17 protein-coding genes, 6 pseudogenes and 1 other annotated feature are annotated in these 20734 nt (G+C 34.5%); of the genes and pseudogenes, 20 read left to right on the top strand and 3 right to left on the bottom strand.

Going from position 1 to position 20734, the window contains the following annotated elements:
• The first annotated feature begins 17 nt into the window (after positions 1-17).
• On the top strand, positions 18-1154 hold the full coding sequence (locus tag JCM19034_RS13240) for a DUF2264 domain-containing protein (RefSeq protein ID WP_062050419.1): 1137 nt from the start codon (positions 18-20) through the stop codon (positions 1152-1154).
• A gap of 368 nt (positions 1155-1522) precedes the next feature.
• On the opposite strand, the gene JCM19034_RS13235 is transcribed toward JCM19034_RS13240, so the two are convergent.
• On the bottom strand, positions 1523-2017 hold the full coding sequence (locus JCM19034_RS13235) for a hypothetical protein (RefSeq protein ID WP_062050500.1): 495 nt from the start codon (positions 2015-2017) through the stop codon (positions 1523-1525).
• 93 nt (positions 2018-2110) lie between these two features.
• Positions 2111-2947 (bottom strand): hypothetical protein, encoded by an 837-nt coding sequence (locus tag JCM19034_RS13230; RefSeq protein WP_062050417.1) that lies wholly within the window; start codon positions 2945-2947, stop codon positions 2111-2113.
• Between the two features lie 227 nt (positions 2948-3174).
• Between JCM19034_RS13230 and JCM19034_RS23325 the strand changes: the two are divergent.
• The 3 genes and pseudogenes from JCM19034_RS23325 to JCM19034_RS23320 all read left to right on the top strand — a co-directional run.
• Positions 3175-3353 (top strand): annotated as a pseudogene (locus tag JCM19034_RS23325) (effector binding domain-containing protein); the annotation flags it as partial.
• Between the two features lie 249 nt (positions 3354-3602).
• The gene (locus JCM19034_RS13225; RefSeq protein ID WP_062050415.1) at positions 3603-4151 is read left to right on the top strand and encodes a GNAT family N-acetyltransferase; all 549 of its coding nucleotides are present in this window, start codon (positions 3603-3605) and stop codon (positions 4149-4151) included.
• A gap of 227 nt (positions 4152-4378) precedes the next feature.
• Positions 4379-4480: pseudogene (locus tag JCM19034_RS23320) on the top strand (transcriptional regulator); the annotation flags it as partial.
• 353 nt (positions 4481-4833) lie between these two features.
• Here JCM19034_RS23320 and JCM19034_RS13220 read toward each other — a convergent pair.
• A complete protein-coding gene (locus JCM19034_RS13220; protein WP_062050413.1) occupies positions 4834-5169 on the bottom strand; it encodes a putative quinol monooxygenase in 336 nt (111 codons plus the stop codon).
• Between the two features lie 702 nt (positions 5170-5871).
• Here JCM19034_RS13220 and JCM19034_RS13215 point away from each other — a divergent pair.
• From JCM19034_RS13215 to JCM19034_RS13135, 16 genes and pseudogenes are all read left to right on the top strand, one after another.
• Positions 5872-6492, top strand: coding sequence for a metallophosphoesterase (locus JCM19034_RS13215; protein WP_231686955.1), 621 nt, complete (start codon positions 5872-5874; stop codon positions 6490-6492).
• A 1002-nt stretch (positions 6493-7494) separates the two neighbouring features.
• A pseudogene (locus JCM19034_RS13205) lies at positions 7495-8483 on the top strand (zinc-dependent alcohol dehydrogenase family protein).
• A 162-nt stretch (positions 8484-8645) separates the two neighbouring features.
• Positions 8646-8879, top strand: a complete 234-nt coding sequence (locus tag JCM19034_RS13200) for a hypothetical protein (RefSeq protein WP_062050409.1) — start codon at positions 8646-8648, stop codon at positions 8877-8879.
• A 242-nt stretch (positions 8880-9121) separates the two neighbouring features.
• Positions 9122-9661: a GNAT family N-acetyltransferase gene (locus JCM19034_RS13195; protein ID WP_231686954.1), complete on the top strand. Its 540-nt coding sequence runs from the start codon at positions 9122-9124 to the stop codon at positions 9659-9661.
• Positions 9662-9747: 86 nt separating this feature from the next.
• A complete protein-coding gene (locus tag JCM19034_RS21840) occupies positions 9748-9909 on the top strand; it encodes a hypothetical protein (RefSeq protein ID WP_156323981.1) in 162 nt (53 codons plus the stop codon).
• A gap of 254 nt (positions 9910-10163) precedes the next feature.
• Positions 10164-10679, top strand: coding sequence for an HXXEE domain-containing protein (locus JCM19034_RS13190; protein WP_062050407.1), 516 nt, complete (start codon positions 10164-10166; stop codon positions 10677-10679).
• Between the two features lie 140 nt (positions 10680-10819).
• A complete protein-coding gene (locus JCM19034_RS13185) occupies positions 10820-11668 on the top strand; it encodes a hypothetical protein (RefSeq protein WP_062050405.1) in 849 nt (282 codons plus the stop codon).
• A 416-nt stretch (positions 11669-12084) separates the two neighbouring features.
• A complete protein-coding gene (gene trpS / locus JCM19034_RS13180) occupies positions 12085-13095 on the top strand; it encodes a tryptophan--tRNA ligase (protein ID WP_062050403.1) in 1011 nt (336 codons plus the stop codon).
• A gap of 389 nt (positions 13096-13484) precedes the next feature.
• Positions 13485-13775, top strand: a complete 291-nt coding sequence (locus JCM19034_RS13175; protein WP_062050401.1) for a YerC/YecD family TrpR-related protein — start codon at positions 13485-13487, stop codon at positions 13773-13775.
• 166 nt (positions 13776-13941) lie between these two features.
• Positions 13942-14472 (top strand): MarR family winged helix-turn-helix transcriptional regulator, encoded by a 531-nt coding sequence (locus tag JCM19034_RS13170; protein ID WP_269431706.1) that lies wholly within the window; start codon positions 13942-13944, stop codon positions 14470-14472.
• Positions 14473-14489: 17 nt separating this feature from the next.
• Positions 14490-14696: a binding site (T-box leader), on the top strand.
• A 57-nt stretch (positions 14697-14753) separates the two neighbouring features.
• Positions 14754-15986, top strand: coding sequence for a tyrosine--tRNA ligase (gene tyrS / locus JCM19034_RS13165; protein ID WP_062050496.1), 1233 nt, complete (start codon positions 14754-14756; stop codon positions 15984-15986).
• Between the two features lie 248 nt (positions 15987-16234).
• Positions 16235-16420: pseudogene (locus JCM19034_RS13160) on the top strand (helix-turn-helix transcriptional regulator); the annotation flags it as partial.
• Between the two features lie 536 nt (positions 16421-16956).
• The gene (locus JCM19034_RS13150; protein ID WP_062050397.1) at positions 16957-17763 is read left to right on the top strand and encodes a class I SAM-dependent methyltransferase; all 807 of its coding nucleotides are present in this window, start codon (positions 16957-16959) and stop codon (positions 17761-17763) included.
• Between the two features lie 354 nt (positions 17764-18117).
• The gene (locus JCM19034_RS13145; protein WP_062050494.1) at positions 18118-18810 is read left to right on the top strand and encodes a response regulator transcription factor; all 693 of its coding nucleotides are present in this window, start codon (positions 18118-18120) and stop codon (positions 18808-18810) included.
• A pseudogene (locus JCM19034_RS13140) lies at positions 18807-19798 on the top strand (sensor histidine kinase). Before JCM19034_RS13145 ends, JCM19034_RS13140 begins: the two are co-directional and overlap by 4 nt.
• A 114-nt stretch (positions 19799-19912) precedes the next feature.
• Positions 19913-20673: pseudogene (locus tag JCM19034_RS13135) on the top strand (ABC transporter ATP-binding protein).
• The last annotated feature ends 61 nt before the right edge of the window (positions 20674-20734 follow it).

Genomic DNA, 20734 nt, shown 5'->3' with positions numbered 1-20734 from the left:
AAAAGGATGTGTACAAAATGAAAGCGTCTAGTGAACGGGAATATTGGATCACCACATTACAAAAAATTGCCGAACCTGTCCTTACTTCATTAGCAAACAAACAATTGAAAATCCTTATGCCAGTTGAAGCTACTATCCCAGACAGAGAAAACTACAGTCATCTGGAAGCGTTCTCAAGGTTGTTGTGTGGTATGGCTCCATGGATTGAACAAGGTCCCGATGAAGGAGAAGAAGGTTTATTAAGAAAGAGATATGCTGATCTTATTAGAAAAGGGATAGATGCTGCTACAGATCCACAATCTCCAGATTACATGAATTATTCATCTGGTATACAGCCTATCGTCGATACGGCTTTTTTTGCACATGCCATTCTTCGGGCACCTGTTGAATTTTTTGAAAAACTTAACCCAGAAGTAAAGTCTAATGTCATAAAGGCTTTAAAATCGACACGTGACCGAAAACCTCTGTTCAACAATTGGTTGCTATTTTCTGCAATGATTGAAACAACATTGATGCTAGTAGGGGAAGAGTGGGATCCAATGAGGGTTGATTACGCCTTAAAGCAACATGAACAGTGGTATTTAGGGGACGGTATGTATGGAGATGGACCTGTTTTCCATGCAGATTATTACAATAGCTTTGTCATACAACCTATGCTAGTTGACATCATTGATCAAATATCTGCCCAATCAAGTGATTGGATGAAAATGAAACAGCCTATTGTTGAACGAGCAAAACGCTTTGCTGTTATACAAGAAAGGAGTATTTCACCTGAAGGAACATTCCCAATAGTAGGTCGTTCAATCACGTATCGTTTTGGGGCATTCCAACATTTGGCACAAATGGCATTACAGCATAGGTTAGACAGCTCACTTAAGCCTAATCAGGTTCGTTGTGCTTTAACTGCGGTCATTCAAAGATTAATAGAGATGCAAGGAACGTTTGACGAGAATGGTTGGCTTCAAATTGGTCTTTGTGGTCACCAACCAGAATTGGGAGAACCGTATATTTCAACAGGTAGTTTGTATTTATGTGCGACCGTGTTTCTACCACTTGGATTAACCGAAGAAGACGATTTTTGGCAAGGTAGTGCTGACTGGACAACTAAAAAGGTATGGTCTGGGGAGAAAATATCAATTGATCAAGCTCTGTAACTAGTATAAATTTCCAATGACAAACAATCATAATGGCACCAGTACTTATTTGAAATTTGCTTTTACCAAAACCTCCTTCAAAAAAATAATCCACAAATTGAGGGAGGAGGAGATGGAAATATGTTTTCGGTTCCAGAGATTATATTTAAATCTGGGACTGAAAACATAAATAAATAACTTCGGTGAATTCAGGATGTGTTAATCGTGATTGGAGGTTCTTTGGAGCAGAAAGTGTTCAGTCTTATCAAGAAAAAAAACTCCTCAATTTAGTCTAGCATCCATGAACAGAAATAGAAGTATGCTTCAATTCACACCTAATAAATTGCAGCAAAGTCTGATGCCAAGGGCTGCACTCCTTTAATCTCTGATTATTTATATCTATAGATATCATAATCCATATTGTCTAAGGTGGTTGACCATCTTAAGCCTGATACTTCTGCAAGTAAATCTCGATAATAGCCCCAATTCAAAATGTGGATGTTTTGAAGTCTTTGATCGGGGATAGTAATTAGATTTTGGGTATTATACGAAGGCTTATGTACGTTAATTAGTAGCTTTTCCACTAAGTCAATTTCTTCTGACCACTGATTATCAGAAGGGGTAGTTTCTCCTGCTAACCTACCAATGTAGATTTGTAGATTGTTGGGATCGTTTGTATCCCACCACCAATGTTCCTGTGAAATGCGCTTTCCTATGGTCTGTCTATCAGCTTTTCCAATATAGAGTAAAGTATCTCCACCATATACAATGTGACTCCCATAAATCTGATAAACTCCGTAGTCAATTTCTATATCAGTTATGTTTGTTATTTCTGAAAGTTTAAATGGGCCATCCCAATCAATATGGATTAGCTTCATGTTCATATGTTCCACTAAGATTACACCTCTTTATTGATATTTATTAGATGATGTGAAGAATCGTACAACACGGGGAAAGGTTTACATCAAAAGAATGTTTTATGTATCAATCCTCTTTAATCTAGCTACTTCATCATAAAGCCCCAGTTCTAGCATTTCTTTAATGACAAACTTCTTTAAATCTGTCTCATTTGATATTAAATATGTGAATTGAGCGTCTCTAATGAAAGATAGTTTACTTTCAATTGTAGCATTATTAAAAAACGATTGAATATCATCCATATTAATTTTAGAATCTGCTTCAAGTCTATATATACTATGATGGACATTTGATTCATTTACAGGGACTATTCCTAAACCATCAAGTGTAGATAAAATTGTTTGTTCTTTTCTATCAGAGATCACTTTCTTTTCCACATAATCATAAACATTTTCGATGACATCGCATTCCAATACTGTTTGTAGCCTGTCTATTATATAGTCTGCTTTTTCTGTGTACTCTGGATGTTCCTTTTCTTCTTCTTTAATTTCATTGATTAGAGTGGTGTACTGTTCTTCACTATTAATAAATCCAAAATTAGATATTGCAACAGGACTTTTCATAGTACAAACAAGACTGAAAAATTCTTTGATGTTTCTAGCAACAATATTTATGTGTGAGCCAAAATCCATTGGGCTTATGCAGACAACAAATGCATTTTCTAAATGAGTAACTTTCCCAAAGTCAGTAAGTAATCCAAAATGTATACCATCACTTCCTATACTTGCAAAAGTGATTACGTCATATGGAGTAACGTCATAAGCAAAATATTCTGTCTGTAAGATGAAACATAAATCTCTATCTAACGAATAGCCTTCCTTTTCAAGTTCTCTTTCTAGCTTTATTAATTTCTCCAAGGTTGGTGGCATTTGCTTATACTTTCCTAAGTTAGTCATTTTCTCCTCCTTGTCTATGTAACCCTACCTAGTGATGAATGAATTCATAACTCTATCTCAACATTTTTAAAACATTGATAAATCGCATGATGACATTAATCCGTTCTGTTTTTTTATTGTGACCTCCTAAATGGTATCATTTTTTGATACCATTTATTGCTATTATATTCATATCAAGTGAAGTGAACAAATCATTTGATTAATGATTAAAAACAGGAGGGTTTGAAATGGCCGATTATATCATTGAAGAAAAAGACGACTTATCGTACTAGGTTTGGGAACTGAGCTTAAGAGCCACTACACTGACTTTGCTGGCTTAAGCAAAGAAAAGTCAGACTTTTGGCAGCATGTCAGCCAAGATGGAAGACTTCACGCATTAAAAGCGATAGCCACAAATGACTATATTTGTAGATTTAAAATAAAGATGTACTGTTTATAAAAAAGATACGATGGTTTAAAAAATTCGCGATGTTATTTAAAGGAATTAAATCGTTTTTCCTTTTCCTTCTTAGAACTAAGGAAATTAATGTTAGAATTAGGTGGAGTAGTCGATGTTATTCAACTAACGGAGCAGGTTAGTTCAATAAAAAGTAGGAAGTAGAAAGTTTATAATGGTGATTGTGAAGATTATTAATAATTTAGGGGTGAAATGACCTTGGAAATAGAAACAGCAAGATTAATAATAAGACCTCCAAGTATAGAGGATTTTGACGAGTATTGGGAGATGAATAACAATCCAGAGGCAAAGAAATATACAGGAGGTGTTATTACATTAAGTTACGAAGAAACATTAGTTATTCATAAACAAGCGTGCGGCAAGTTTGAATCGAGTGATAATAAAGTTTTTTCTGTCATTGAGAAGTCAACAGGGAAGTATATTGGGTATTGTGGATTTAAGTATTGTGAAATACTCAATGGCACTGAAATTTGTTACGGATATAACCAAAGTGCGTGGGGAAAAGGTTATGGGCAAGAAGCAGCAAGGGCTACTTTACCATATGCCTTTGAGAAACTGAAACTTAAAACACTTGTTTCTGCGGTAAATCCTAAGAACATTGCATCCGAAAGAATTTTACAAAAAATCGGCTTGCAATACGATGGACAAATTGAATGGAAAGAACAAGGTTTGGTAAACAAATATAGTTTGACATCAGATAAATATTTCAACATGGGCCAACGCCCTTTAGTAGTAAGAGTCCAATAAAAGAAGGTTGCGGCTATGACAGCTTTTCTTGTTCAACTAACGGGAGCTTTAGTTGAAGAACGATCAGAGAAAATGATTAAACTTTCTTTCATACAATGTGCAATGTTTAACAATTGAAGAATCCATATTTGATCAATCTTTTTTCAAAACGGGTTCTTCAATTTAGCGTAAATATATGAGTTTGGAAGGTGTTTTTGATTAAACTCTATTTTAAACCTATAACATTTTTTGCTGTGAACGAAGCGGTGAATAACAAGTTGATGCATTATGCTGGGGTCATGACAAATTCAACATCGTCACTAGAAGGAGCAAGAGTAATCCAATTGCCTTAGGGTGAATACCTTGTTGTTAAAGGGGAAGAGAAAACAAATAAGCTGTTTGATTATAGTAAAAGCAGAGCGATTTCAACAAATTGTTTAATTCGCTCTGCTTTTTTACAAGTATTAATTACTCATAGCTTATAAAAAGCAATCCCCAAGAAAACAACAAAGATTGGGAACTGGCCTATTTTATAAGAAAAACGTATGGTAAAAGTACAAGGTCGCAAGTAAAGGTAAATAAATTTTAAAAATGATTCAAAAATGGAAGAGAGGTATAATTTGTTGACAAACAGTAGAATGAAGAGGTGCAAACCGTGTTACGCGCTTCAAGGAATATTCGTGTGACCAAAATTGATATCAGTTTACTTAAATATCCCAACACTTTCCCCCACAGTGTAATATCCACCCTCTGTATTCTCGATCAGATGGCCAATCTTTTTGATATGCTCCGAAAAGTCAGCTTTCTCATTCCAACTTTTGTGTGCTTCTACACTTTCGAATACTGACATCATAGTCGCTTTATTGTCATCAACGGAACGATACAGTCGACTCCCGAGCCATCCCAAAACTTTTCCATTTCGTGCAAATGCTTGTAACTCTTCAGATTGGATAGCAATAAATTCATCGAGCTTACCTGGCTTTATGGTAAATACGTTCATCCAAACGACCGACTTATCATTCCTCTTTTCCGTTGTCATGAATTCATCTCCTTTGAAATTAAGATTAACCTTATACACCCATTCTTCGATATTAATGTAAGTCAGTGGTGACTGTCACATATATATATAACACCATCTCATTGATGTCAAGTTCAATTAAATTTTTTTCTTGACTTTTTATTTGTCTATCTTTCGCATTACCGCAATCTTGCTCGAGCAGAATTAGCAGAGTAAATGCCTATTGCTCAAGATATGGGAATAGTGGTCCGAAGGTTATATCAGATTTAATTTGTAACTTACACATAAAGGGGATTATCATTATCGATGATAATCCTCCTCTTTTCTTAGTAAGGTTTAAATTTTCCTTTTTACCTTACTTTTATATTCCTCTAATCCTTAATCTACTTAATAGTTAGTAGAGATTAAATCGTTACAATTATAAGTAGCCACTCATGTTCTTCTCCGCTGTTATCAATAATTCTATTCACAAATAGCCCTCCTCTTATGGAAAGAACTAAGATGTGTTCTTCTTTTTAATAAATGTAATAAACAACTAGCCAATGATAGGACCTATAACTACAAGTCGCAGAGGGAGAGAAAATAAGAAATTCATAGGAAAGATATGCAGGTAAATAACTCTTGATATAGAAGTTCTAAGAACCAAGAGGGCTAATGCAGCTGGTTAATTCTAGGGAAAATGCTAAACTATTAATTATTCCTTAATATACGAGGAGTGATACAGTGTCAAATATATACGTTATAAGTGATATTCATGGTTACTATGAACAAATGGTGGATTCATTGAAAAACGTCGATTTAAAGAATCAAGAAAACACTATTCTTTTCTTAGGCGATTTTGTTGATGGAGGAAGAGATTCATGTAAAGTATTGTATTATATCAAGGGTTTATTTGAACGCCGTCCGGAACAAACTACTGTTTTGTTAGGGAATCATGATGAAATGTTTCTTGATTGGTTATATTCGAAAATTGACGAACTACAATGGTTATCTCAAGACAAGAGCATGAGGACAGTTAAAAGCTTCTTTACTCTTGAGGAGTATAGAGAAGTTCTTGATAGGATTCAATCTACAAGTGGCTCCTATGATGAAATAAGTAATCTATTTAAAGCTGCTATTAAGAAGAAACACCATGATTTGTTGGAATGGTTTCAAACGATTTATAACCAACCTCGTTATCTGGAAACAGCTCGACAAATATTCGTTCATGCTGGGATTCTCGAAGAAGCCGGTGACTTATGGAAACACGGAACACCTCAAGAATATTTTACAAATAAATATCCAGCTGAAGTGGGATTTTTTATAAAGATATTATTGCAGGTCATATTTCAAGTGCCGAGATAGCGAATGATCAAACATATCTAGGGAAGGTTTATTGGGATGGAAAGAGTCATTTCTATATTGATGGTACTGTTGAAAAAAGCGGTACTATTCCTGTCTTGAAATACGATAGCAAAAAGAGCAGATACTCAACGTTTGAAAAAGATGAAGTCCATCAAGAATGGAGAGAAATTAATCTTAACGTTTAAAGAATGTTTATAGGGAAAAGATTGGTTACTTTTTACGAATAAGAAATTGAATCTCAAATGTTACAGTTTATAAGTAATAGTGATAATGTTTTTAAGCAATTTGGGGATCCTACTATCATTTACAATAATATTCGTGTGAAGGTGGTCTATGTTTTAAACTTGTAAACAAAGGTGTTAGTTCTATGACTTCAGCACAAAAATGCAAGCAACAATCTTAAACCTTTACACATCTATACATCACTGGGGGCAAATATTACAAACACCCAGTTCAATTTACGTTTGGTAGAAACCCATATGTTTCATTTACTGAAGTTTTAAATCACGGAGATTATCATTTTTGGAATACAATACTAATGAAAATAAATTATATATTTCAGATTGGGAAAAAGCGTTTATAGGAGACCCTCGTTATGATATAGCGAATACCCTTACATTAGGTTACTCGTGGTTCGGAACTTGCTTTAAAGAACCTATGTTAGATGCCTATCAGTACATCACAAACAGGAAAATTGAACATTTGGAGTGCTTCGAAGCTTTATCAAGTTTTTGACTCATTTTCTAAAGTGGTTCCTTTAATACAAGGTGCCGAAGACTCACATATTCGTGATAGGTCTTATGAGTGGTTAAAGCAACGTTACGAATTGTTTGTAAGGATAACGGTACTAGAATAAATGAAGCTGAAGAATACTTACTTTCTAAAGGTTTATCATTTAGTATCTAGTATTAACATTTCTTATTTAACTAACGGAGCAGTTTAGTGAAAGATGGTATAACTAAAAAGACAACTAACTTATTTTTTAAAGGAGGACTTATTGTTTTGTTTGCCAATTGTATTAAATTTTACGAATTTGGAAGTCCTCAAGATGTATTAAAAGTTGAAAATATTAGCATTGAACCACCAAAAGATAATGAAGTCCTTGTACGTATGGTAGCACGTCCTATAAATCCTTCTGATTTAATACCGATTAGAGGGTCTTATTCTCATCGTATATCATTACCGAATATCCCTGGTTATGAAGGTGTCGGAATTGTAGAAGGTGTGGGGACTTCCGTATCTCAAAATCTTATTGGTAAACGTGTCTTACCTTTACGAGGGGATGGAACATGGCAAGAATATGTTAAGACAACATCAGATCTAGCAGTTGTTGTTCCGAATTCTATTGAGGATTTTATTGCTTCGCAGATGTATATAAATCCAATTACAGCGTGGGTTGTATGTACCGAAGTATTAAAGTTAAGACCAGATGATGTTATATTGGTAAATGCTTGTGGTTCTTCCATTGGGCGTATTTTTGCTCAATTATCAAAGGTGCTTGGTTTTCGGTTAATTGCGGTAACTAGAAATAATAAGCATACAGAGGATTTATTACACTTAGGTGCTTCTTATGTGATTGATACTTCAAAAAACTCATTATATGAAACGGTTATGGAATTAACAAATGGACTAGGTGCTAATGCTGCTATTGATTCCATTGGGGGTTCACATGGTACTAATTTAGCTTTTTCTGTTCATCCTAATGGTGTTTTTTATCAATAGGTCTTTTATCAGGAATACAGGTTGATTGGGGAGCAATTGCAAATAAGGCGAAAGTAAAAGCGAATATTTTTCATTTACGGCATTGGAATAAAAATGTTTCAACTGAAATATGGCAAGATACTTTTAATCATGTGATAACACTAATAAATGATAAAAGGTTACATTTAAGGAGCGTATATTCTCAATATGACTTATCGAATGTAAAAGAGGCAGTTCATGTTGTTGAATCCTTAAATAACACCAAAGGAAAAGTGATTTTAAAAGGTTAAAGGATATATTTTGTTAAATTAAAGGGTGCGATAGCTTAATAAAGGTTATCGCTTTTCTCTTGTTGAAGTAACGGAGCAGTTTAGTTCAGGAAGGTTATTGTTTCATTCAACTAGAATATGTATATAATGATCAACCCAAAACTAACATAAGGTGGATTCAAAATGGATAAAAGAGTTCAATTCGACTTTGAAATCGAGTTTACGAATGGAGGCGGAATACAAGGGCAGGAATTTCGTCTTGATATTGAGGGAGAGGACATTACTGACGAAGAGTTAGCTAAGTATATCGTAGAGGATATGAGGTTGCTTATGGTTGGTGAAGTTAGAATACTTAACAAAAAAATAATTAATGAAAAACATAAACGAAGACCTGCTGATGAGAAGTCTGAGCAATAACCTCAAGCAAAATATAAGAGAGGTTCAAATGTTCCTTTTCGAACTGGAAAGATGAACTTTTTTAAAGGATTTAAGATTAAGCTGCCCAATAAGGTGGCTTTTCTAGTTCAACTATCGCTTATTGTGCTAACGGGACAGTTTGGTTTAAGAAGGTTTATTGATTAGAAAGAGCGAATAGAATAAAAAATCTAATCTTTGGAGGGGGAAAAATGAATAAGTCTCCACTTATTAAAGGGAATTAAGTGTTTTTACGACAACCAATAGAAAAAGATATTGAGGATTATTTAAATGTTGAGAAAAGTAAAGAACTTGTCAGAATGTATGGTGGAGATACTATGAATATTTCACCAAAGACTACGGAGCAAGCGAAAAAGTTTATAGAAGCTATCAAATCAAATAAGCTGGAATGGTGTGTAGAGTTTGAAGAACGATTAGTTGGTCAAGCAAGACTATCAGTTAATGAGGTTGATAATCGTGCACGTTATGCTGTGGGTTTATTTGACCCTTCCGTTTGGGGTTTAGGATTAGGAACAGAGATTACACAGTTAGTATTACAGTATGCTTTTGAAGAACTTAAATTACATAGAGTAGATTTACGTGTGCTTCAATATAACAAGCGGGCTATAAAGTGCTACGAGAAGTGTGGTTTTATACAAGAAGGTGTTGAAAGAGAAGGAGCTTTAATTGAAGGTAAGTATGAAACAGATGTATTTATGAGTATCTTAGACAGAGAATACAAATCTTTAAAAGATACATTTGTAAATATGAGCTTATTGAGCTAACGGGGAGTGATAGCGTAACAACTGCTATCGCTTATTGTGCTAACGAAGCAGGTTTCTTCAATAACATTATTGAAAGGGAGGTTTCTATGAATTTATATAAAAACTTAACTAAAGTTACTGCTTATATAACGCGTATAAAGGATGGAAAAATTCAATTACTTACAATGTTAGAAGAAGGTATGGAATCTTATGGACTTCAAGTTCCAGGTGGTACTCTGGAGTTAGGGGAAGAATTAGAGGAATTATGAACTATTTCAATGCCGAGTACGGATATGATTTTTGGAAAAGCACATCTAAACCTGATATATATGAGTTGAAATTTTCAGGTGAAAAACTTCAGCTTGTAAATAGATTGTGGAATTAACGTTATTGCACTAACGGGTGGCGTTAGCACAACAGGGCTCACGCTCTTCAACAATAGAAGCAGTTTAGTGGAATAAAAAGTAAATTCAAAGGGGTTTGTTCAATGGTATTGAATAAATAAAGAGAAGGGGGAGAAAGCATGGAAACATATAAAGAATATGATGTAGCAAAGTTTAGAAGGCTCTTATTACTTTTCCCTCCATTGTATTTAATTCATGATATTGAAGAAATCCTAACAGTTGAGAAGTTTCTTGAGGGAAATTCAAATATAATACCTTTTAGCGTAACAACTTTGGAATTTTCATTTGCTTTTACTTTACTATGGATTTTTGCTTCAATAGGCTGTTATAAAGCATTCTTGGGCAACAGGTTTATTGGCATGAAACCAACTACTTTTCTTGCATTCTTAGTACCTGGAATTCTTTTAGCCAATGGTTTCGGTCATATATTGCAATTCTTTTTCTTCAAAGATTATGTTCCAGGCATTATTACATCAGTATTGATTTTAATTCCTTATTCGTTTTTTACGGCTAAGTTTCTTATTTCTAAAAGATTAATTACTAAAATAAGACTTCTAAGCTATTTAATATTAGGGTTTATTGCCCAAGCACCTCTTGCACTAATGGCACTTTATGTTTCAAAAATTATACTATAAACTTTATGGAACTAACGGGCCAAGAGTTTAAGAAGGTAAATCGTAATTAAAATGTAGAATTACATTATATTAAGTATTAGAGGTGAGTGCAGTGGAAATATAAAACCTATTAATCTCAGTCTTAGGAAGGGGGAATTTTCATGAAGACAAAGTTATTAATTGTAGAAGGGCTTCCTGGATTTGGGAAATCAACTACTGCAAATTTACTTTACGATATTTTAACTGAAAAGAATATAGAAGTTGAGTTGTTCCTTGAAGGGAACTTAGACCATCCTGCTGATTATGATGGCGTGTCCTGTTTTACTAAGAATGAACTCGATGAAATATTATTGAAAAGTGGAAATTTAGAAAATGTTTTTAGAGATAAAGTAACGAAAAAGGGAGAAAATTATTTACTACCATATCGAAAAATAAAAAATGAATATGGTTTAGGGTTCTCAGATGAATTGTTAAACCTAGTTTTAAAAAATGACATATATGAATTACCATTTGATAAAAATGTTGAATTAATTGCTGACAAATGGAATGACTTTGCTGAAATTGCTTTAAAAGACAATAAAGTTTATATCTTTGAATGTTGTTTCATACAAAATCCACTAACTATTGGCATGATAAAATGCGGCGGGCGAAAAGAAAATGTCATAAATTATGTAAGGAGACTGGCAAAAATTATAGAGAATTTGAATCCAATGTTATTTTACATAGTACAAGATAATCTTGAATTTTCATTTAAGAAGGTACAAAAAGAAAGAACACCAGATTGGTCCACTGGATTTATTGACTATTACACTAATCAAGGCTATGGAAAAGAACATAAAATTTCAGGTGTAGAAGGAGCAATAAGAGTTCTTGAAGCTAGAAGAAACATAGAGTTAGAAATATTCGACATGTTAAAAATGAAAAAAGAAAAAATCAACAATACAAAATACGAAATTGACTCATATAGGTCAATGTTAAAAGATAAGTTAACATTACAAATGGTGAAATAGCTTTTATACAAACGATTACAGGAGTTTAAGACGTGAGGAAAGCGGTCTACTAAGGAATTTGAATAATTTTGAATAGTATGATACTATGTATGTAATAAAATAATGACAATGTCCTATGATGGGGAGTAGTAATTAAATTTAGCTTCATTACAGAGAGTTAGGGGAGTTGAGAACCTAGCAAGAAGAAATTTAATGAATGGACCTCGAAGGAACAAGGTGAAATCGTAAGAGAGTAGCTAAGTGGTGGGCTGCACCTTATAGCGGATAGAGTATGAACGTACTTGAAAATAAGTGGTGTAATGGATGTTAAAACAAATAAATTACGCAATTTAGGTGGCAACACGGATATAAACTCCGTCCTATTGATTTAGGGCGGAGTTTTTGTATTTTAGTATAAAATTTTAAGGAGAGGGCACATGAAAAAGGAAATTTTGTTAACCGGGGATCGACCGACAGGCAAACTTCATATTGGACACTATATAGGGTCTTTGAAAAATCGTATTAAATTACAAGATCAATACAATAGTTTTATCATGATTGCAGACCAACAAGCCTTAACTGACAATGCAAGAAATCCAGAGAAAATAAGGAGCAGCTTAACTGAAGTTGCATTAGATTATTTAGCAGTAGGTATCGATCCTTCTAAGGTCAATATTTTTGTACAATCACAAATTCCAGAGCTTAATGAGCTAACCATGCATTACCTGAATATCGTTACACTTACTAGGTTAAAAAGGAATCCCACAGTTAAAAATGAGATAAAAGAAAAGAACTTTAGCGAGAGTTTACCCGCTGGATTCCTCATTTATCCCGTTAGCCAAGCGGCAGATATTACTGCTTTTAAAGCAACAACAGTTCCTGCTGGAGAAGATCAAATACCTATGATTGAGCAAACGAGAGAAATTGTGAGAAGTTTTAATTCCATTTATAAAAGAGAAGTACTTGTAGAACCAGATGTATTACTTCCAGAAAAGGGTTCGGGGAGGTTACCTGGAATTGATGGTAAAGCCAAAATGAGTAAATCGTTAGGGAATGCCATTTACCTTTCCGATTCCCCAGATATCATTAAAGAGAAGGTGATGTCCATGTACACCGATCCGAATCATATTCGAGTAGAAGACCCTGGAAACGTGGAGAATAATACCGTGTTTACATACCTAGATGCATTTTGTTCAGATAAATTGACACTAGAAGAAATGAAAGAAAATTATAGAAGAGGCGGTTTAGGAGACGTCAAAATAAAAAGATACTTGAATGATCTTCTTCAAGCAGAATTAGAACCGATTAGAAACAGAAGAAATAAATATAAAAAAGATATCGATTATGTGTATGAAATGTTGAAAAGAGGAAGTCAAAATGCACGCTCAGTTGCGGCAGAAACGTTATCGGAAGTAAGAGAAGCCATTGGAATAAATTATTTTAAATAAAGGTGGTTGGGGCATTTATTCACTATCAATCACAACAGACAACTCACAATACGAAAGAAAGTATTCGTGAATATGACTTATCCCTTAGAAAATAATAATTATTTAGAGAAGACAAATAAGCTGTTTGAATATCTTAGAAAAAGCAGTGCGATTACAACATTGTGTGTATTTCGCTGCTTTTGTTTTTTTCAATTTGTATTTAATCATGTTCGGAAGCTTGCCTATTTAATAAGAAAAACGTATGGTAAAAGTACAAGTTAGTATACTTATTGTTGCAAATTGAGATTTTTCTTTGCTATTATCGTTTCATAGCTAACAATGATAAGACAGGATTTCTTACTCAACTTTAAAGGAAGGTATGTCGACAGAAAGGAAAGGAGGAAAATTTGTTGTTTTTAAAAAAATTGCCTCAAAAAAACATAAATCAGTTATTCAAAGTTATGCTATCTTTAGAAACAGAAGAAGAATGCTTGGCTTTATTTAGCGATTTGTGTACACCGAAAGAAATAAATACCTTTGTACAACGTTTGGAAGTTGCTAGGATGTTGAAAGAAGGAATGACGTATCAGGATGTTCAGTCAGAATCGGGTGCATCAACAGCAACGATTTCTCGTGTGAAAAAGTTATTAGATTATGGGAGTGAAGGTTATAATCGAGTACTAGAACGAATAAAGGAATAATAAAGTTAGAGTATTTCTAATTTCGGAGTAAGTTGGGACATAATGTAGATTTAAAGAGGTTTGGAAAACTTGATGAACTCTTATTCCAAAAAAATTATATTTTTCGTAAACTTCCTTCTTGCAGCAAAGTGTTTTTTTTGCTAGTATCGTTTCATAGCTAACGAATTTGAGAGGGGGAGATGGTATATATTCATTTAATAAGGATGGGGAGCTACTCCCTAAAGAAATAGATACAATTAATCATTTAACCAAACTTCCAATCAATTCTTTAAATTTAGATGCTATTTCCGTTGTAACAAATATCTATCGCTTGGCACAAGGGTTAAGAAATAAAATGGAACGAGAAGTTTTATCCGAGTATGGGCTTTCTTGGACATCATTTTCTATACTCTATGATTTATGGATAGAGCAGTCGATGGAAACAAAAAAAATAGCAGAGTCAGTTGGGGTAACGAAAGCAACTGTTAGTAATGTTACGAATACGTTAGAGCGAAAAGGATTCTGTTATCGCCTAGTGGACAAGAGAGATCGAAGAATTACGTATGTTACGATAACAGATAAGGGAAAGCTAGTAATGGAAGAACTTTATCCTCGTTTCCACAAAGGTGAAGCGGAGATTGTTTCTAGTCTAACGGTAGATGAGCAAAAGAATATGTCAAAGTTGTTAAGAAAGGTCATTAAAGACTGTGGCTTTTGAATAGACATTTGAATATAGAAAGAGCGTGGATGGGAAATCAAGTAGTAACTATCTCCCTGTATCAGAGAGTCGATGGGTGGTGTGAATCGACACATAGATAGTGCGAATTACATTCCCTGAGCTTTCTTTGTTAAGATAACAAAGACGGGTTGACCGTTATTCAAGTAAGTGGGAGTTGTATACTCCAACAAGGGTGGTACCGCGTGCAAAACCACGTCCCTATTTATTAGGGATGTGGTTTTTTATATCTAATTTTAGGAGGAATAGAATTGAATGAGATTATGAACCAATTAACAGATGAGCAAGTAATCGAAGTGAAAAGACAGATGGAATTATACACACTAGGTGTACAAGAGATTATTCCAGTTGAAGAATTAGAAGTGAAGGTTGCTAAATCGGTACTTGAGGATCGACCGTTAAAAATTAAATTAGGATTAGATCCTTCTGCACCTGATGTTCACCTTGGTCATACGGTTGTTTTAAAGAAGATGAGACATTTTCAGGATAACGGCCACATTATTCAATTACTAATTGGCGATTTCACTGGGAAAATTGGAGATCCAACAGGTAAGTCAGTAGCAAGGAAGCCGTTAACGGACGAAGAAGTGAAGTACAATGCCAAAACGTACTTCGAGCAATTCGGGAAAGTGATGGATATGGATAAAGTGGAACTCCACTATAACTCGAAGTGGCTTTCTAAATTAAATTTCGAGAATGTTATTCAACTAGCCGGAAAAATTACGGTAGCAAGACTAATGGAGAGAGACGATTTTGAAGAAAGATTGGCACTTGGAAAACCTATCTCCTTGCATGAATTTTTCTACCCGTTAATGCAAGGATATGATTCGGTTGTACTAGAATGTGACATCGAACTCGGTGGAACGGATCAGCATTTCAACATTTTGATGGGAAGACACTTTCAAGAAAAGTCCGGCAAAGAAAAGCAAGTAGCAATGCTAATGCCATTGTTAGAGGGGCTTGATGGTGTTGAAAAAATGTCAAAATCAAAGAGAAACTACATTGGAATTGATGAAAGCCCACAAGAAATGTACGGGAAAGCCATGTCTATTCCAGATGAGTTAACTAGTAAATACTATGAACTGATTACAGATTTCACTCCAGAGCAAATTAAAGAGATCAAAAATCAACTCGAAACAGGGAAATTACATCCAAGAGATGCAAAAATGTTACTAGGCAAAACCATCGTTAGAATGTACCACGGAGAAGAGGAGGCTGAAAAAGCAGAACAACACTTTATTTCCGTTTTCCAACAAAGATCATTACCTGATGACATTCCGGTAGTTGAATGGAAAGGAAATAATAAACTGCCTGTTATTGACCTTCTTGTTGAGTTAAAGCTCTTAAGCTCGAAAAGCGAAGCCCGTCGCATGATTGAAAATAAAGGTGTGAAAATCAATGGAAACACGGTGGAAGATAAAGCATTACAACTAACCATTACCGATGACGTCATTGTTCAAGTAGGAAAACGAAAATTTGTAAAACTGAAGCTATAAACGTTTGACGAAAAGGGCTTTGAAATAATCAATAATTCGTTATCTTCTGGTATGATATAGTATAGAGATTTACGATGTTGTGAAGTTATTCACTTAAGCTAACGAGCAGAATAGTACAAGAAAGATAGAAATGGAATATAGATGTTCATGCAATGGATGTGTCAAATATGTTTGACACATCCATTGCCTTATTTTATTATATAGGTGTAAAAGGTCTTTTACACCTTGTAAATGTGGAGGCAGATGAAATGGAAAATAGAATTAAGGAGTACAGAGAAAAAAAAAGTCTTTCACAGGGTAAATTAGCGGAATTATGTAATGTAAGTAGGCAAACGATTAACGCAATCGAGAATGACAAATATGACCCAAGTTTGCAGTTAGCATTTGACATTGCAAGGACTTTAGGTGTTGCAATGGAAGATTTATTTATCTCTAAGAATGGGGGGGAAGTCATGAATAAAACCAAAGGTATTATCGCTATTTTAGTATTTGTTGTTTTTCTAACAATTGGAGGATCGACCTTATACAGGTGGGTTAGTTCTGGAACTGTAGATTCAGCTGGTATTTTCTTTAGTTTTTTAGCTTTTAAGTTATTTTTTTAATTGGTTGAATTGGGGTGATCCTGAAGGTGGTGGCGAGAAGGATGAATTATATAGACATATAAAAACCCAAAGTGCAAGAATAGGTTATTATGTTCTTATGATCTTATCTGGTTTAATACTATTTATTTCTGAAGGAACAGGCGATTTCAATGAAATTGACAATTATCCACTGGTTATAGTGGTAGGTCTTACTTTTGTTACAGTTCCAATTACAGAATTTATATATTCAAAGAAGTTTAAATAAAACGATACTATCACACAAAAAAAGCATCTCAACTAAAGGGTGGCTATTCTTCAAGAAGGAGAATGGCTTTTTCTTATTGAAGTAACGGTGTAGGAAAGTTCTAATATTTTGGGAGGGTTCTGACATGGATAAGAATTCTGTATATAGACCTAACATTATAGGTGCTGGCGAGGTTGGCAGTGCGACCTCAATCGGCATGGACAAGAATACGGTTTATAAAACAAACAGTTTCTATTGGGATACAAAAGGTAATGACTTTTTAGGAACGATCGTGCTTCCTTTATATGGCTCATTTGTCTCAGAAGAAAAATGCCAGCTTTTTGGTGACGTCTCAGGAAAAAGGATGCTGGAGATAGGCTGTGGAAACGGTCAATCCTTGCAGTATCATGGGGATCGCAAAGCATCTGAACTATGGGGTATGGATATATCAGAAAAACAAATCGAAAAGGCAACGCAACATTTGACGTCGTGCGGTCTTTCAGCAAAATTGATTTGTTCTCCCATGGAAGAAGAATGTGGCATACCGATGGATTATTTTGACTATGTTTATTCGATTTACGCCATTGGCTGGACCACCGATCTTGAGGGTACTTTTTCTCGGATTGCTTCTTATCTTAAAAAAGACGGCGTATTTATTTTCAGTTGGTCTCACCCTATACACAAATGTGTCTCTTTAGAAAATGATATCCTTGCTTTTAAAAAGTCTTATTTCGATGAATCTTGGTACTCGGTATCTCTTGATCAAGGTGCTCTAACTTTATCGGATCGTAAATTATCAACCTATGTGAATGCGCTAGCAAAATCAGGTTTTGTTATTGAAGAATTGATTGAGCAATCTGATGAGGAGATAATACAAACACGTGCCAGCGATTTCGCTGAAAAGGCAAAAATGCTACCTGTAACTTTTGTAATCAAAGCAAGAAAACTATAAGTGAAGTGTGCAATTTCAATCTGGGAATAGAAATTAGCGACCAAAGAATGTCTATACAAATATAACCTTCCTTTCAGGAGGATTGTTTTTTGTTTAGTTAGATATAATCTCTAGGCTATATCGAGGATAACCCGAATGAGATCATTACTCCACAAGTATTAAAAAAGACTACTCAAGAAGATATGCAAACCATTCAACCAATGATGAATGCTATTCGAACGAACAAGGCCTGGAGACACACAAAGACCAACAACTATTGATTATCAACTTTCTTGGTAATAAGCTAGAAGGTATTCGCTTTTTTTCTAAGAAAATACGATGTTTATATTTGAGAATAATGAGGCGGGGGATTTTATGTATAGAATATTAATTGTGGAGGATGAAATAAGTATTACTGATACATTAAAAAATCGTCTTACAAAATACGGATATGAGTGTCACACAATAGAAGATTTTAAAAGAGTTCTGGATGTTTTTCAAGAAACAGAACCGCATTTAGTTATTATGGATATAAATCTTCCTTACTTTGATGGATATTACTGGTCAAGAAAAATAAGGCAGATATCCACATGTCCAATTATGATTCTGTCTGCTCGAATGAGCGAACTAGACCAGATATATGGTATTGAAAATGGTGCAGATGATTTTATCACTAAGCCTTTTGTAATGGATGTAGTATTAGCTAAAATCAATGGGCAAATTCGACGTACCTATGGAGAGTATGCAAAAAACGCAGAACGACGCATATTACAAATTGGTAATACTATCTTAAATTTGGACACAGTACGTTTATCTACCCCGAGACAGGAGGAAGTATTGACGGTTAAAGAGCTCCAGCTTTGTAATATGTTTTTTGAGGCTTTTCCAAATGTAGTCACAAGACAGCAGTTGCTTTCTGTTATATGGGATGAAGAAGGATTTGTAGAAGAAAATACACTCACAGTGAATATCAAAAGATTGCGAAAAAAATTAGAAAATGTCCAATCCTCCTTAGAGCTAAAAACGATTCGGGGAATTGGCTACCAATTAATGGAGAAAGACAAATGAAGTTATTTATAAAGGATCATCTCAGCTTTATTCTTTTGTATCTGATAACTTTTATCTGCTTGCCTATTATCATTGAACAATTAGATGGTTTTGAAAATCATTATTACTATTTTAATTTTTTAGCCATCACATTATTAATTATTCTCCTTGTTATTCGCTATCTTCGTCGTAAAAAATGTATACACATTTAAAGAAAGAAAATTTGGACCAAGCTGGTTTTCTTGTTTATCGTCCTCACTCTCCAATAGAAAAGGCATATGCCAATCAATTAAAGGGGTTTTCTTCTTTACTCTTAAAAGAACAGGACACGTATCAAGATTTTTTACGGGAACAGCAGCTACTTATTTCACATGCGGTGCATCAGATGAAGACGCCGATTTCTGTCATGCAATTGCTTGTTCAATCGAATCAAATAAACGATGTCAAATCGTTGGAATGGCAGAAAGTAAAAGCCGAATGCGATAAAATAAGCTTTTCATTAAATCAGCTATTGTCTTATAGCCGCTCTACTCAAATTTTATCTGATTTGAAAATTGAAGCGATGCCACTACAGAAAATAATAAAAGAGGTTATTAATGATTTAAAAGATTACTTTATTGAGGAAGAACTATTTCCCAAGGTGACAATAGCGGAAGAAGTTATTCTTTATTCAGACCGAAAGTGGATGAAAGTAGTTGTCTACCAACTGCTTAGTAATGCAATTAAATATGGTGAGAAGTACTCTACTGTTCATATTTATTACAGGAATGGTCAGTTATCGATTCATAACAGAGGGGAAACCATTCCAAAAAGTGAGATCAATCGCTTATTCAATTTGTTCTATACAGGTTCAAAAGGAAGGAAAAGAAGTGAAGCAACAGGAATAGGTTTATACTTAGTCAAAAGGATTTTGAATACGCTAGATCATCCGTTTGAGTTAACGTCTCATCATCAAGAAACCATTTTCACCATTGAACTTTCGAAAAGTATTAGTACGGCTGCCGATTGAGGCAGCGTTTTGATTGTGTCAATATTGTCACTTTGCCGTCATGTTTTTAAATGTTAAGGAATGGACTACTTCGGTATATTAAAGTTAATAATGAAAAAGACAGGAGTGGTATATATGTCAGATACTCTTTTAAATGTTCAACAACTCCATAAGGAGTATGTGGGAGAGGTGAACTATAAAGCACTAAAAGGATTTGATTTTCAACTGAAACGTAATGAATTTGTCTCTGTAATGGGCCCATCTGGAAGTGGGAAGACGACATTTTTAAATTGTATATCAACGATAGACCGTCCGACAAATGGTTCAATTACGATTAACCAAAAAAATCCATATGAAATGAATGATGAAGATCTTGCAAAGTTTCGACGTAGTGAATTGGGTTTTGTTTTTCAAGATTTTAACTTGGTTCACACATTAACCGTAGAAGAAAACATTTTATTACCATTGACACTCGATGCAGTGAATGCAAAGGAAATGACATCCCGTTTAGCGGAAGTCGTTGAGTTTTTAGGAATTGAAGAAATAATGAAGAAGAGAACCTTTGAAATTTCAGGGGGACAGAAGCAACGTGTAGCCATAGCACGAGCAGTTATTCATCAGCTAGTCTATTATTAGCAGATGAGCCGACTGGGAATCTGGACTCTAAAGCAGCAAATAGTGTGATGACGCTATTTCAATCCATTCATGAAACGTTTCAAACCTCTTTATTAATGGTCACACATGATCCGTATGTTGCCAGTTTTGCTGAGCGAGTGATTTTTATGCAAGACGGGATGCTCTACAATGAAATACAGAGAGGTGACCACAAGAAGCAATTCTATCAAGAAATTGTAGATACACTGACATTTCTGGGTGGTGGATATCATGAGCTTTAATCATATTGTCGTTCAAAATATATTACGGGATAAATGGACCTATATTTCCTATTTTCTGAGC

Source organism: Bacillus sp. JCM 19034, assembly GCF_001310635.1.
GTDB lineage: Bacteria > Bacillota > Bacilli > Bacillales > Bacillaceae_D > Halalkalibacter.
Note: the sequence above shows the minus strand (reverse complement) of the source record. Positions and strands in the feature narration are given on the sequence as shown.